Annotated in this window: 13 protein-coding genes, 1 tRNA gene and 1 pseudogene; 4 read left to right on the top strand and 11 right to left on the bottom strand. The window is 50.6% G+C overall.

The features are described from left to right. The 11 genes and pseudogenes from AC9UEO_RS06825 to tsaD all read right to left on the bottom strand — a co-directional run. Positions 1 to 356, bottom strand: a pseudogene (locus tag AC9UEO_RS06825) (NADH-quinone oxidoreductase subunit D); the annotation flags it as partial. Between the two features lie 6 nt (positions 357 to 362). Continuing rightward, positions 363 to 974: an NADH-quinone oxidoreductase subunit C gene (locus tag AC9UEO_RS06820; RefSeq protein WP_509531488.1), complete on the bottom strand. Its 612-nt coding sequence runs from the start codon at positions 972 to 974 to the stop codon at positions 363 to 365. Between the two features lie 12 nt (positions 975 to 986). Further along, positions 987 to 1,466 carry a NuoB/complex I 20 kDa subunit family protein gene (locus AC9UEO_RS06815; RefSeq protein WP_509531345.1) on the bottom strand — a complete coding sequence of 160 codons (480 nt, stop codon included), beginning with the start codon at positions 1,464 to 1,466 and terminating at the stop codon, positions 987 to 989. A 3-nt stretch (positions 1,467 to 1,469) separates the two neighbouring features. Next, the gene (locus tag AC9UEO_RS06810; protein ID WP_509531343.1) at positions 1,470 to 1,829 is read right to left on the bottom strand and encodes an NADH-quinone oxidoreductase subunit A; all 360 of its coding nucleotides are present in this window, start codon (positions 1,827 to 1,829) and stop codon (positions 1,470 to 1,472) included. Positions 1,830 to 1,902: 73 nt separating this feature from the next. Then, positions 1,903 to 1,987: transfer RNA gene (locus AC9UEO_RS06805), tRNA-Leu, on the bottom strand. A 118-nt stretch (positions 1,988 to 2,105) separates the two neighbouring features. After that, positions 2,106 to 2,522: a preprotein translocase subunit SecG gene (gene secG / locus AC9UEO_RS06800; RefSeq protein WP_509531341.1), complete on the bottom strand. Its 417-nt coding sequence runs from the start codon at positions 2,520 to 2,522 to the stop codon at positions 2,106 to 2,108. 16 nt (positions 2,523 to 2,538) lie between these two features. Then, positions 2,539 to 3,285 (bottom strand): triose-phosphate isomerase, encoded by a 747-nt coding sequence (tpiA, locus tag AC9UEO_RS06795; protein ID WP_509531339.1) that lies wholly within the window; start codon positions 3,283 to 3,285, stop codon positions 2,539 to 2,541. A 4-nt stretch (positions 3,286 to 3,289) separates the two neighbouring features. Continuing rightward, positions 3,290 to 5,434 carry a polyribonucleotide nucleotidyltransferase gene (pnp, locus tag AC9UEO_RS06790; RefSeq protein ID WP_509531337.1) on the bottom strand — a complete coding sequence of 715 codons (2,145 nt, stop codon included), beginning with the start codon at positions 5,432 to 5,434 and terminating at the stop codon, positions 3,290 to 3,292. A 198-nt stretch (positions 5,435 to 5,632) separates the two neighbouring features. Next, positions 5,633 to 5,896 carry a 30S ribosomal protein S15 gene (rpsO, locus tag AC9UEO_RS06785; protein WP_509531335.1) on the bottom strand — a complete coding sequence of 88 codons (264 nt, stop codon included), beginning with the start codon at positions 5,894 to 5,896 and terminating at the stop codon, positions 5,633 to 5,635. A gap of 88 nt (positions 5,897 to 5,984) precedes the next feature. Continuing rightward, positions 5,985 to 7,145 (bottom strand): pyridoxal phosphate-dependent aminotransferase, encoded by a 1,161-nt coding sequence (locus AC9UEO_RS06780; RefSeq protein WP_509531333.1) that lies wholly within the window; start codon positions 7,143 to 7,145, stop codon positions 5,985 to 5,987. Between the two features lie 23 nt (positions 7,146 to 7,168). Continuing rightward, positions 7,169 to 8,200 carry a tRNA (adenosine(37)-N6)-threonylcarbamoyltransferase complex transferase subunit TsaD gene (gene tsaD, locus AC9UEO_RS06775; protein WP_509531331.1) on the bottom strand — a complete coding sequence of 344 codons (1,032 nt, stop codon included), beginning with the start codon at positions 8,198 to 8,200 and terminating at the stop codon, positions 7,169 to 7,171. A gap of 71 nt (positions 8,201 to 8,271) precedes the next feature. Between tsaD and ybiB the strand changes: the two genes are divergently transcribed. The 4 genes from ybiB (at position 8,272) to pepN (ending at position 13,885) form a co-directional block, all read left to right on the top strand. Beyond that, complete coding sequence (ybiB, locus tag AC9UEO_RS06770) at positions 8,272 to 9,210, top strand: DNA-binding protein YbiB (RefSeq protein WP_509531329.1); 939 nt, start codon at positions 8,272 to 8,274, stop codon at positions 9,208 to 9,210. Next, positions 9,207 to 10,019, top strand: coding sequence for a uroporphyrinogen-III C-methyltransferase (gene cobA, locus AC9UEO_RS06765; RefSeq protein WP_509531327.1), 813 nt, complete (start codon positions 9,207 to 9,209; stop codon positions 10,017 to 10,019). The genes ybiB and cobA overlap by 4 nt, the downstream gene beginning before the upstream one ends. Positions 10,020 to 10,060: 41 nt before the next feature. Next, a protein-coding gene (gene prfB, locus AC9UEO_RS06760; RefSeq protein WP_509531325.1) for a peptide chain release factor 2 occupies positions 10,061 to 11,165 on the top strand; the annotation gives its coding sequence in 2 pieces (ribosomal slippage) (positions 10,061 to 10,141 and positions 10,143 to 11,165; 1,104 coding nt in all). 71 nt (positions 11,166 to 11,236) lie between these two features. Further along, positions 11,237 to 13,885 carry an aminopeptidase N gene (gene pepN / locus AC9UEO_RS06755; protein WP_509531323.1) on the top strand — a complete coding sequence of 883 codons (2,649 nt, stop codon included), beginning with the start codon at positions 11,237 to 11,239 and terminating at the stop codon, positions 13,883 to 13,885.

Raw genomic sequence — 13,885 nt, 5'->3', positions numbered from 1 at the left:
AAGCCATGCGCACCCAACCACATCAAATGGTTCAACATTCGAGTGATTTCAGAGAACATGACGCGAATGTATTGAGCTCGGACAGGAACTTCCAACCCCATCAGCTTTTCAATGGCCAAGCAATAGGCATGCTCATTGCACATCATCGACACATAGTCGAGTCGATCCATATAGGGCAAGGCTTGAATATAGGTTTTACTTTCAGCCAATTTTTCGGTCGCACGGTGAAGCAAGCCAATGTGCGGGTCAGCACGCTGAACCACCTCGCCATCTAACTCTAGAACCAAGCGCAAAACACCATGGGCAGCAGGATGCTGCGGTCCAAGGTTTAATGTGTAATTTTTAATGTCAGCCATATGCGATCAGTGCAGGCCGCCGTAGTTATCTTCTCGAACAATGCGAGGGGTAATCTCGCGAGGTTCTATGGTGACGGGTTGGTAAATGACACGCTTTTGCTCTGCGTCGTAGCGCATTTCGACATGGCCAGAAGTTGGGAAGTCTTTGCGAAAAGGGTGCCCAATAAAACCATAGTCAGTGAGGATTCGGCGCAAATCCAAATGCCCTTCAAACAAAATACCAAAGAGATCGAAGGCTTCACGCTCGTACCAATTGGCGCAATTCCATAGCTCAGTGATCGAGGGCAGAATTGGCACGGTGTCGTCTGTTGCAAACACGCGCAAACGCAAACGCCAGTTGTGTGTCAATGACAGTAAATGACTGGTCACGGCGTAACGAGGCAAGTTTGTAAACGCAGAGGGAGCGCTGTTTTTGTAGTCAGAGTAATCGACGCCACACAAATCTATCAGCTGTTCAAAGGATAAATCAGCATGGTCATGCAGGGTCTGGGCAATTTCCAAATAGTCCTTGGCTGCAACCGTCATGGTGAGTTCACCCAAAGCGAGTGTGAACTCGGGCGTGAAACTGCCAAACACTTGACGCAAAGTGTCTTCGAGTTGGGTGATGGAAACAGTCAATGCCATTTGCAGCTATCCACGGGCAATGGTGTTTTCACGGCGAATCTTGTTTTGCAACTGCAAGATGCCATAAAGTAAAGCTTCAGCTGTGGGTGGACAACCTGGCACATACACATCCACAGGCACAATGCGGTCACACCCTCTGACCACGGAATAACTGTAGTGGTAATAGCCCCCGCCATTGGCGCAAGAACCCATTGAAAGCACCCATCTAGGTTCACTCATTTGGTCGTACACCTTGCGTAAAGCTGGCGCCATCTTGTTGCACAGGGTACCTGCCACAATCATCAAATCTGATTGACGCGGACTGGGACGAAACAACATACCAAAACGATCGATGTCATAGCGAGCAGCACCCGCATGCATCATTTCAACAGCGCAACAAGCCAGACCAAAAGTCATAGGCCAAAGTGAGCCAGTCTTGGCCCAATTCACCACCGAGTCATAAGAGGTGGTAATGAAGCCTTCAGAGAAAACGCCTTCAAGTGACATAAGTTATTCCCAATCGAGGGCGCCTTTTTTCCATTCGTAGACAAAGCCTACGACAAGAATGGCAAGAAAAATCATCATGGCCACAAAACCCGTGGTTCCAATTTCTTTCAGCGATGCCGCCCATGGAAAAAGAAAAGCGATCTCTAAGTCGAAAAGGATAAAAAGAATCGCCACCAAGTAGTAACGTACATCGAATTTGCTTCGAGCGTCGTCGAAAGCTTCAAATCCACACTCATAAGGGGAATTTTTAGCTGCATCAGGACGCTGCGGTCCTAAAAGATAGCCAATAGCCTGCGGTGCCACACCGACCAGCAGGCCAACGAGGATAAACAATATAACTGGCAGATACTGCTCTAGACTCATTTCAATCTCAGGTTACAGCTTTGGAAGCCAAATGACAGAAATGTCTGACTCCAGCATGACAACAAGCTTGTGATGGTGCCGTCGGCGAGACTCGAACTCGCACAGCTTTCGCCACTACCCCCTCAAGATAGCGTGTCTACCAATTTCACCACGACGGCGTGACTGATTTTTTTAAGCGCCCAACCGCTTTCACGATCGGCTCTAAAAGCCAGTTATCTTACCCCGAAACAGCTCTTTTTCCCCTGTGGCAACTATGAAAATCTCATGGGGGAAAACTCACTTACCTGGAATTTGAGAGGCAGGAGAACTTGTGGTTGAAGGTGCAGGCACAGAACTTGTGGGTGCGGGGCTAGCGGCTGGTGAAGGCGTTACTGCACCGGGCACTTGGTCAGCTGCTGTGGGTGCAACTGGCTGAGCACGCTCTAACACGCTGCCTTCGGAGGCGGGGGAGGTACGCAAATTACCAAAATATGCCTGCGCCAATGTGCACACAAAAAATACCGCAGCCAATACGGCCGTGGTGCGTGAGAGAAAATTGGCACCACCACTGGCGCCAAACAAGCTGCCGGATGTACCGCTGCCAAAAGCAGCACCCATGTCAGCGCCCTTGCCGTGTTGCACCAATATCAAACCTATCATGCCAAGCGCAGACAAAATTTGTACAACCATTAACAAGTTCAGTAGTGTGCTCATCAAAACTCCAAATCAGTTACTGCGATGCTGCAGCCACAATCGATAAAAAATCTACCGCTTTAAGGGAAGCGCCACCCACCAAACCGCCATCAATATCGTTTTGTGACAACAAACTTGCTGCGTTGGATGCATTCATACTGCCGCCATACAAAATGGCAATTTTGTGTGCATGCTCAGTGGCTGCTGACAGTTGGCGCCTAAGCATGGCATGTACCTCTTGGGCTTGCTCTGGCGTGGCTGTTTTACCCGTTCCAATGGCCCACACAGGTTCGTAGGCCACAACAATCTCGCTAATGCAGTGGCCATTGGCATGGATAACAGCAGCCAACTGGCGCTTGACGATATCAGCGGTCTGTGAAGCTTCACGCTGGGCAAGTGTTTCGCCCACGCAAACGATGGGAGTGATGCCAGCAGACAAGGCACGCTTGGCCTTTAGTGCAACAACTTCGTCGGTTTCACCATGGTATTGACGGCGCTCAGAGTGACCTACCAGCGCATAACGAACACCAAAGTCCCGCAACATGGCGGCAGATACTTCACCTGTAAAGGCGCCGATATCAGACGAAGAAACATCCTGCGCACCCCAAAGCAAGGGGCTTGAAGCACACAGATGCTGCACCTGCGCCAAGTAAGGTGCAGGCACACAAATCGCTGTTTGACATGAACTTGAAGTCAAACCGGCATTGATGGCGGACAACAGATCATGATTGGCAAGCAAGTTGCCATTCATTTTCCAATTGCCCACAATCAATTTGTGCATCATGGTTTTACTCTTGATGGGGTTGCTCGTCAGAGTGATGCTGTTGGGGTGGGGCTTCTGGACGGTCCAATAGAGCTTTCATGGACAGCTTGATGCGACCCTTTTCATCGGTTTCCAGCACTTTGACACGAACGATTTGACCTTCTGCCAAAACGTCGGTGACCTTGGCAATGCGCTCGTGGCTGATTTGGCTGATGTGCAGCAAACCATCTTTACCAGGCAATAAATTCACCAAAGCACCAAAGTCCAAAATCTTGGTGATGGGGCCTTCGTAAACCTTGCCGATTTCCACTTCTGCGGTGATTTCGCTGATACGACGCTTGGCTTCTTCAGCCTTTGCGCCATCGGTGGCAGCGATGGTGATGGTGCCGTCTTCTTCAATGTTAATTTGGCAACCTGTTTCTTCGGTCAGCGCACGAATCACAGAGCCACCTTTGCCAATCACGTCACGGATTTTTTCCGGATTGATCTTCATGGTGTAGAGCTTGGGGGCAAAGTTACTGACTTCGGTTTTGGCCTCGCCCATGGCTTCTTGCATTTTGCCCAAAATGTGCATACGCGCTTCTTTGGCTTGGGCCAAAGCAACTTGCATGATCTCTTGGGTAATGCCTTGGATTTTGATGTCCATTTGCAAAGCAGTGATGCCGTTGGTGGTACCCGCCACTTTGAAGTCCATATCGCCCAAATGATCTTCGTCACCCAAAATATCGGTCAGCACAGCAAAGCGATTGCCATCCTTGATCAGGCCCATGGCAATACCAGCCACATGCGCTTTCATGGGAACACCAGCATCCATCATGGACAAGCAGCCGCCACAGACGGAAGCCATGGAGGAAGATCCGTTGGATTCAGTGATTTCAGACACCACACGCAAGGTGTAGGGGAATTCTTCTTTGGTGGGCAAACAAGCTGCCAAAGCACGCTTGGCCAAACGGCCGTGGCCAACTTCGCGGCGCTTTGTGGAGCCCATGCGGCCGACTTCGCCGGTAGCAAACGGAGGCATGTTGTAGTGGAACATGAAGCGGTCTTCGAACTCTCCTGCCAGTGCGTCGATACGCTGAGCATCTCGCTCTGTGCCCAAGGTGGTGATGACCAAGGCCTGCGTTTCGCCTCGGGTAAACAAGGCTGAGCCATGGGTACGGGGCAAGACACTGTTGCGGATTTCAATGGGGCGCACGGTGCGGGTGTCGCGCCCATCAATGCGGGGCTCACCAGCCAAAATTTGGCTGCGAACAATACGAGCTTCGATATCGAACAACATGTTTTCCACTTTGACGCTATCGAACTCGACGCCATCTGCTTTCAAGCCAGCCATGACCGCCGCATAAGCCTCGCGGCATGCTTGGGTGCGGCTTTGCTTGTTGCGGATTTGATAGGCAGCGGTGAGTTTGTCGTCGGCCAAGGCGGCAACCTTGGCAATCAAGGGTTCGTCCTTGGCTGCTGCAGTCCACTCCCACACCGGTTTGCCAGCTTCACGCACAAGTTCGTGAATAGCGTTGATAGCAACTCGGCTTTGCTCGTGACCAAACACCACTGCACCCAACATGATTTCTTCTGACAGTTGAAGCGCTTCAGATTCGACCATCAAAACGGCCGCTTCGGTGCCAGCTACAACCAAATCCATGACGCTGTCTTTGCGCTGGGTTTGGCCTGGGTTCAAGACGTATTCGCCGTTGATATAGCCCACTCGGGCAGCACCTATAGGACCGTTGAAAGGAATGCCTGAGATGGCCAAAGCGGCAGAGGTGCCGATCATGGCGGCGATGTCAGCATCGACCTCGGGGTTCAAAGAAACGGTATGAATGACCACATGCACTTCGTTGTAAAAACCTTCGGGGAACAGGGGCCGAATGGGTCGGTCAATCAGACGACTGGTGAGTGTTTCAAGTTCGCTGGGCTTGGCTTCACGCTTGAAGAAACTGCCGGGGATTTTGCCTGCGGCGTAGGTTTTTTCGATGTAGTCAACGGTCAGAGGAAAGAAATCCTGACCCGCTTTTGCGCCTTTAGAAGCAACGACTGTAGCGAGTACGACAGTGTCGTCAATATTGACCAACACCGCTCCGCTGGCTTGGCGTGCAATTTCACCGGTTTCCATGGTGACCGTATGCTGGCCCCATTGGAAAGATTTGCTTACTTTGTTGAATAAGGACATGAGTATTTCCTGAAATTAGGCGGGAAGTGAAGGCCACTTCACCAAAGCCCAAAAACACTTATCAGACTACGATGCCATTCCAGAAAAATGGGTTCTTTTGGAATGACACAGCTTCGATCTGCTTCAGAGTTTTTGTAAATTTTTTCAATGCTGCCAAGTCCTGAGCGTGTGAGCGAAGGACCTGGCTGAAATGAAAAATTACTTGCGCAAACCCAGTTTGGCGATGAGCGAGGTATAGCGCTCAGCATCTTTGGATTTGAGGTAGTCGAGCAATTTGCGACGACGGCTGACCATGCGCAACAAGCCACGTCGACCATGGTGGTCTTTAGCGTGTGTTTTGAAGTGAGGGGTCAGTTCATTGATGCGTGCAGTCAGAATGGCGACCTGCACTTCGGGACTGCCAGTATCGTTGGCGGAACGTGCATTGGCCTTTACGACCTCTGCTTTATTGAGAGTTGTCATGGTGTTTTCCAAAAAATTTGACATGCGCCAACAGCCGGAAATGCCAGATGGCGTGAACTTAGTACCCCTAAAGGCCTAAGCCAGCTAATTATAGCTTGGATAACCAACTGCCTAGCCGCTCAGCCCCTAAGCGCAATCTGTCAAGTTCTTTGGAAGCAAAACACCATCTAAGCCAGCCATGCGCCTCTGAAGCAAAAGCGCTTCCAGGTGCCAAGCCAAGACCCGCCTCCTGCACCAAACGTTTGGCAATTTGAAAGTCATCCATACCCGCAGGTAAACGCAAAAAAAGATACATGCCGCCATCTGGCAACGCAAATTCAATTTGATCAAGACTTTTTAAAGCATCGGCCAAGGTATCTCGACAAAGCTGCAAATGGGAAACTACACGCGGCGTGACATCTTCTGCTCGCTTTAAAGCCACCAAGCCTGCACGTTGAACAAACACTGAAGCGCAAGAGGTGTTGAACTCAATCAATTTGCCCATGTGCTCGGTCATCTCTGGCGGCATGACCAACCACCCCAAGCGCCAGCCTGTCATCAAAAAACTTTTGGAAAAGCTATGTGCCACCACCAGCCTGTCGTCTTGCTTGGCAACATCCAAAAAACTTGGGGCGCAATGGTTTGGGCTATCCAAAAAATAAAGACTTTCGTAAACCTCGTCCGCCAAAATCCAAGTTCCAGTACTGCGGCATTTATCCAATATGGCTTGCTGTTGTTGTCGATTCAAGGTCCAACCGGTCGGGTTGTTGGGGGAATTGAGAACCAGTAAGCGGGTATGGGTAGAAATGCTGTTCAAAAGTTTTTCAAGTGGCAACTCCCACCTGCCCTTGCTGGGCTCAAGACTTAAGGTGCGCAATTGGGCACCCAAAATCTGAGGTTGAGCAGTCAAGTTAGGCCAAACAGGTGTGACCACCAAGACCTCATCACCCGCATCAACCAAGGCCTGCATCGCTAACATCAAGGCATTGACACCGCCTGAGGTGACCGCAATGCGGTGACTGCCGATGTCAACACCGTGTCGTTTGACCATCTCTGCTGAGATCGATTCTCGCAACTCAGGCAGCCCTAAGTTATGGGCGTAAAAAGTCTCACCGGCTTGCAAAGAATCGATGGCAGCTTGACGAATAAAGTCAGGCGTGACCTCATCGCTTTCACCAAACCAAAACGCCAAAACATCGCTTCTGCCAAGGCCAGCATTGGCGAGTTCTCGAATTTTGGAGGCTTGAAGTTGCTGAATGGCTTGTCGCATGGATGGGGTAATTCAAAAAAGATTTATATCTGAGCCAATGACCAGCGCGGTAGAACATCAAAAGCGTAGGAGGTGTGTACTTGCTCAATGCCCTTTTGCAAACGCATACCAGCGGCCATGGCGATCATCGCGCCGTTGTCGGTACACCACTCTGCTTCAGGGTAATGCACAGTAGCGCCAATGCGCTCAGCCGCCGTGGTCAACTGCGCTCGCAAAGCTCGATTGGCACCCACACCACCGGCAACCACCAAACGGTTGATGCCCGTTTGAGTCAATGCGCGTAAAGATTTTTTGACCAGTACCTCCACAATAGCTGCCTGCGTGGAGGCTGCGATATCGGCACAGTGCAGAGGTAATTGATCGCCAGACTTTTTGCATTGCGTCAGTACCGCGGTCTTGAGCCCTGCAAAAGAAAAATCCAAATTGGGTTGATGCAACAAGGGGCGTGGGAAAGCATATGCATCCGCACGGCCTTGGCTTGCCAAAGCAGCCAAAGCAGGCCCGCCCGGATAACCCAGGCCGAGCAATTTCGCTGATTTGTCAAACGCTTCGCCGGCAGCGTCATCAATGGTTTCGCCCAATAACTCGTATTGACCAAGTGCCTTGACACACATGAGTTGCGTATGCCCGCCTGACACCAACAGAGCCACAAAAGGAAACTGAGGTGGGTCATCGCTCAGAAATGGGGACAGTAAATGACCCTCTAAATGATGGATGCCCATCACAGGCCTGCCCAAGCTAGCGGCCAATGCGCAGGCGGTGGCCGCACCTACCAACAAAGCGCCTGCCAAGCCTGGCCCTCGGGTATAGGCAAGCACATCAATATCAGTCAAAGCATGATGCGCAGAAGCCATCACCTGCTCCACCAAGGGAACCAGACGACGGATATGGTCACGGCTAGCGAGTTCAGGCACTACCCCGCCATAGGCCTCATGCATCGCTGCTTGGGTATGCAAATGCTGCGCTAGCAGTTTCGGCCAATCGCTACCCCCACCGGTGCGAACCAAGGCAACACCAGTTTCATCGCATGAAGATTCAATCCCTAATATCAACATGGCGCAGAGTTTAGCCCTGCTTAATTCAATACATAACTGCAAGTCATTTAACTTGTCAGACAATACCAACCATGGGTATTGCGCATTTCATTCGGGAAATTGGACGTGGCAAGCAAGGGGCAAGGAATTTGACCCGTGAGCAGGCTTATGAAGTCATGACCCAAGTATTGCTTGGCTCTGTTGAGCCTGTTGCCTTAGGTGCTTTTTGTATTGCTATGCGTATCAAAGGGGAAACGCCTGAAGAAATGCTGGGCTTTCTTGATGCTGCTCATGCTCAATTGCAAGTGTTTACCAATACCGAGCTTCAACCGGTTGTGGTTTTGCCAAGCTATAACGGCTCGCGCAGACTGCCTTTGCTCACGCCTTTGCTGGCAAAGTTGTTGGCCAACAGGGGGCATTCAGTGCTGATTCATGGTACACATACCGAGGACACTCGTGTCTCCACTCAATCGGTCTTATCCGCTTTGGGGATTGAACCCACGACCACAACCAGAGCGATTGCCAAAGGCGAGGTGGTATTTGCGCCCACCAGATTGTTGTGCGAAGGTATGTGGTCGCTACTTCAAGTCCGTCGCCAAACGGGTTTGCGCAATTCAGCCCACAGCATGGTCAAGTTGATGAACCCTGTTGTAGGTTCTAGTATTCAAGTCGCCAGCTACACCCACCCAGAATACGCTTTGTCCATGCAAGCCACCCTTGAAGGGCTAAAAGCCAACGCTTTGCTGCTGCGTGGCACAGAGGGAGAGCCTGTGGCTGACCCTCGCAAAATGCCTAATATGCGAGGCATTATCGAGGGACAGACTTTTGCGCAACTCACCATTGCGCCTGACACTGTTCATGAAACTATCGACATGCCCATGGGCATGAATGCGATGCAAACCGCTGAATTCATTGACGCCATGATTCAAGGTAGCAAGCCCGTTCCACCACCTATAGAAGCGCAAGCTGAACTCATTTCTCGCCTGTCCTTGGCCTGCATGGATAAAAGTGTTAGAAACGAGGCACCATGACAAAAACATCGCCCTCCGTATTTGTGACTCTTGTCGGGGCTGGGCCTGGCGACCCCGACCTTTTAACGCTCAAGGCGGTCAAGGCGTTGCAAACTGCAACGGTCATTTTGGTAGACGACTTGGTTCACCCTGATGTTTTGCAACATGCGCCCCAGCAAGCTCGTATTGTTCACGTAGGCAAGCGTGGCGGTTGTCAATCCACACCGCAAGCATTCATTGAAAAATTGATGGTGCAAGAGGCCTTAGCAGGCCAAACTGTTATCAGACTCAAGGGCGGCGACCCCTTGTTGTTTGGTCGCGCCGGAGAGGAAATTGCTTATCTTCAGTCGCATGGCGTTGGTATCAAAGTGATCAACGGCGTTACCGCTGGACTTGCAGCCATCAATAGCTTGGGAATTTCTTTAACGCATCGGCAGTTTGCACACGGTGCAATCATGGTCACAGGGCACTCTCCTTCAAGCCATTCAAATACCCCCCCTGTGGATTGGGAACTGCTAGGTCACACAGCGCATACTTGCCGCCTGACGCTGGTCATTTACATGGGCATGACGAGTTCGCAAGAGTTGCAAACTGCCTTGTTGAAATCCATGCCATCCGACACGCCCATTGCGGTGGTGCAAAACGCCAGTGAGCAAAATCAATGCAGCGTCATAGGACAACTTCATGCTTTGCATGCATTGATTAACGATGCGGAAATGACAAGTCCTGCCATCATTTTGATTGGCGATGTGCTCAATACACTTGCAAGCTTTCGCAATGAAGCGTCAAATCCTGATAAAGCTTATGCCATTGCCCGTCCAAACGTTTGATGGACAGAGGATAATCAAAGCTTTAGACACTGGACATCAGCATGGAAGCAGAACGCGTCAACAACATAGGTAACTTGCTTAACGACTTGAAAATTCGAACACTTGATCTTCGGGGGTATCTTTGACTTCGATGCCAAATCAGAACGGCTGAGAACTGTCAACGCCTCATTAGAAGACCCAAGCGTATGGAATGACCCTAAAAAAGCGCAAGAACTGGGCAAAGAAAAAAAGTCTCTCGATGATATTGTGTTGACCATTGGCCGCTTGGGCCAAGAAATTGAAGACAACACAGAGTTGTTTGATATGAGCAAGTCCGACAACGATGAGTCAGGACTCCTGACCATAGAAGAAGATACGCAGCGTATCTTGGCTGAGGTGGAAAAACTCGAATTTCGGCGTATGTTCAACAACCCCGCCGATCCTCTCAATGCATTTCTCGACATTCAAGCAGGCGCTGGTGGCACTGAGGCCTGCGATTGGGCCAGCATGCTTTTGCGCCAATATTTGAAATATGCAGAACGCAAAGGATTCAAGGCGACATTGGAAGACGAGTCGCCAGGGGACGTTGCAGGCATCAAAGGTGCGACCCTGAAAATTGAAGGCGAATACGCTTTTGGTTTATTGCGAACAGAAACAGGTGTGCATCGCTTGGTTCGCAAATCTCCCTTCGATTCTGCGGGAGGACGTCACACCAGTTTTGCCAGCGTGTTTGTCTACCCTGAAATTGACGACTCGATTGAAATAGATATCAATCCTGCCGATGTGCGAACCGATACCTTTCGCGCCAGCGGTGCAGGTGGACAGCACATCAACAAAACCGACTCTGCAGTTCGCCTAACGCATATCCCAACCGGCATCGTCGTTCAGTGCCAAGACGGGCGAAGCCAACACAGCAACCGAGATGTGGCATGGAAGCGTTTGCGCTCCCGCTTGTATGACTTTGAAATGCGCAAACGCATGGAGGCCCAGCAAAAGCTTGAAGACACCAAAACCGATGTAGGGTGGGGTCACCAAATTCGCAGCTATGTGCTTGACCAAAGCCGCATCAAAGATTTGCGTACCAATGTTGAAATCAGTAATACCCAGAAAGTGCTTGATGGAGACTTAGACGCATTTATTGAAGCCTCTCTCAAGCAAGGTGTTTGATGTTTCACTTGCAATCTTGCTGTCACTGTCAGATCAGCGTAGCAGCCCAAATATGAATCAGGAGAAATGCAATGCGTGAAGGACAATCCCTCGTCACCCGCCGCGAGGATTACCAAGTTCCAGGCTTTTGGATTGATACCGTTGACTTGGTGTTTGATCTTGACCCAACAAAAACACGGGTCCTCAACACCATGACAGTTCGACGCAATACTGCAAGTCCATTGCAAGCTTTGCGCTTGGACGGTGAAGACCTGAATCTGTCTCGCGTTTTACTCAATGGCCAAGGCACCAGTTTCAAGATTGACAATGATCAACTGGTGCTGGAAAACCTGCCTGAGGGCAGTGAACCCTTCACGCTAGAAGTATTCACCACTTGCAACCCCACGAAAAACACGCAACTCTCAGGCCTGTATCTCAGTCAAAACTCCTTGTTCACCCAATGTGAAGCACAAGGGTTCAGACGCATCACCTATTTTTTAGATCGCCCAGATGTGATGGCCAGTTTCAGCGTCACTTTGCGAGCAGATCCCATACTTTTCCCCGTGCTCTTGTCCAATGGCAACTTGATGAAGCAAGGCACCTTGGATGACGGCAGACATTTTGCCCATTGGGTAGACCCCCACAAAAAACCCAGCTATTTGTTCGCCTTGGTTGCGGGCCAATTGGTTTGCCGTGAACAGCGTATTGTTGCTCGCAGTGGCAAAGAGCATTTACTTCAAATTTATGTGCGTTCAGGAGATTTGGATAAAACCGAGCATGCCATGAATTCACTCATGGCCAGTGTGGCATGGGATGAACACCGCTTTGGCTTGAGTCTGGACCTAGAGCGTTTCATGATCGTCGCCACTTCCGACTTCAATATGGGAGCCATGGAAAACAAAGGCTTGAATATCTTCAACACCAAGTATGTTCTTGCCAACCAAGCCACTGCGACAGACCAAGACTTTTCCAATATTGAAAGCGTGATTGGTCACGAATATTTTCACAATTGGAGTGGCAACCGAGTCACGTGCCGCGACTGGTTTCAGCTGTCGCTCAAAGAAGGTCTGACGGTGTTCAGAGACCAAGAATTCAGCCAAGATTTGGCAGCGAGTGCGTCTGCACGTGCCGTCAAACGCATCGAAGATGTGAGGCTGTTGAGAACAGTTCAATTTGCCGAAGACGCTGGTCCGATGGCGCACCCTGTTCGCCCTGACACCTATATGGAGATCAATAATTTCTATACAGTTACCGTATACGAAAAAGGCGCCGAAGTTGTTCGCATGATGCAAACTTTGGTGGGGCGTGAGGGTTTTGCCAAGGGCTTAACGCTTTATTTTCAACGTCACGATGGACAGGCGGTTACTTGCGACGATTTTGCACAAGCCATTGCCGATGCCAATCCCGAGTCTGCACTGGCGCTGCAACTGCAAAACTTCAGACGCTGGTATAGCCAAGCGGGCACCCCTCGCCTAGATGTTCACGGCATCTACGAACAAGATCAACAGCGCTTTACCCTGCACTTCAAGCAAAGCTGCCCAGCCACTCCTGGTCAAGCTACCAAGGAGCCCTTTGTCATACCCGTGGAGATGGGTTTATTGGGCACGGATGGCACTGTGCTGGGCGAGCACCAACGCATAGTGCTCAGCGAAGCAGCGCAAAGTGTGGTGTTCGAGGGCGTGCCCCAAATGCCTATTCCTTCATTGCTGCGTGGCTTCAGTGCACCCGTGCAACTGCACTACCCCTATGAAGTCGATCAACTGCTGGTCTTATTGGCACATGATTCAGATGCTTTTAACCGCTGGGAAGTTGCACAACGGCTTTACATGAGCAGCATCTTGGGTGCACTTTCATCAGAGGCAATGCATACCGAACTGCTTTCTCCTGCGCTGATAGATGGCTTGCGGTCTGTTTTGCGGGACCCGATGCTTGATGCAGCCTTCAAAGAATTGGTATTGACGCTTCCCAGCGAAACCTATATCGCTGAGCAATGCGTAACGGTAGATCCGCAGCGTATCCATTCAGTGCGAGACACCCTACGACGCCAGTTAGCGCAAGAGTTGTTTCAGGATTGGGCATGGGCCTATGAAGACTGCGCATCAAAAGGGACTTACCAATTGGATGCAAAGGCTTGTGGCTCTAGGGCTTTGCGTGGTCTTGCACTAGGCTATCTTTGTATGGCAGAAAAAACCACCAATGAAACCACTTGGGCTACAAAAACCTACCAAGACTTTTTGCATGCCGACAATATGACCGACAGAATGCATGCTTTGACCGCTTTGGTTCATCACCACCTGCCACAAGCTGCTTATGCTCTTTCACATTTTTATACGATGTTCAGGCACGATGATCTGGTGATTGATAAATGGTTCGCCTTGCAAGCAACCACACCTGACCAAGACGGGGAAGTGTTGCCCAAGGTACGTCAACTTTTGCTGCATCCCGACTTCCATATTCGCAACCCAAACCGTGCCCGCAGCCTGTTATCGGCTTATTGTTCTAACCCATCAGCATTTCACCGCACGGATGCATCAGGTTATGTTTTTTGGAGCGAGAGAGTGCTGGAGTTGGATGCGTTCAATCCCCAAGTTGCAGCAAGGCTCGCAAGGTCATTGGACCGCTGGCGTAAATTGAGCTTGCCCTACCAAAGTGCAGCACACGAGGCGCTGCGCCGTGTTGCTGCAAAATCCGACTTGAGCGCCGATGTGCGCGAAGTTATTTCATCTGCGCTTGGGGAGTAA

Source organism: Limnohabitans sp. (genome assembly GCF_040401495.1).
In the GTDB taxonomy this organism is placed as follows: Bacteria; Pseudomonadota; Gammaproteobacteria; order Burkholderiales; family Burkholderiaceae_C; genus Limnohabitans.
This window is presented reverse-complemented; position numbering and strand designations above follow the sequence as displayed.

Coding starts and splice junctions, on each gene's coding strand:
- AC9UEO_RS06815 (WP_509531345.1), bottom strand. CDS start 1,466: ATGTCACTTGAAGGCGTTTTCTCTGAAGGCTTCATTACCACCTCTTAT.
- AC9UEO_RS06810 (WP_509531343.1), bottom strand. CDS start 1,829: ATGAGTCTAGAGCAGTATCTGCCAGTTATATTGTTTATCCTCGTTGGC.
- secG (WP_509531341.1), bottom strand. CDS start 2,522: ATGAGCACACTACTGAACTTGTTAATGGTTGTACAAATTTTGTCTGCG.
- tpiA (WP_509531339.1), bottom strand. CDS start 3,285: ATGATGCACAAATTGATTGTGGGCAATTGGAAAATGAATGGCAACTTG.
- pnp (WP_509531337.1), bottom strand. CDS start 5,434: ATGTCCTTATTCAACAAAGTAAGCAAATCTTTCCAATGGGGCCAGCAT.
- rpsO (WP_509531335.1), bottom strand. CDS start 5,896: ATGACAACTCTCAATAAAGCAGAGGTCGTAAAGGCCAATGCACGTTCC.
- AC9UEO_RS06780 (WP_509531333.1), bottom strand. CDS start 7,145: ATGCGACAAGCCATTCAGCAACTTCAAGCCTCCAAAATTCGAGAACTC.
- tsaD (WP_509531331.1), bottom strand. CDS start 8,200: ATGTTGATATTAGGGATTGAATCTTCATGCGATGAAACTGGTGTTGCC.
- ybiB (WP_509531329.1), top strand. CDS start 8,272: ATGGGTATTGCGCATTTCATTCGGGAAATTGGACGTGGCAAGCAAGGG.
- cobA (WP_509531327.1), top strand. CDS start 9,207: ATGACAAAAACATCGCCCTCCGTATTTGTGACTCTTGTCGGGGCTGGG.
- pepN (WP_509531323.1), top strand. CDS start 11,237: ATGCGTGAAGGACAATCCCTCGTCACCCGCCGCGAGGATTACCAAGTT.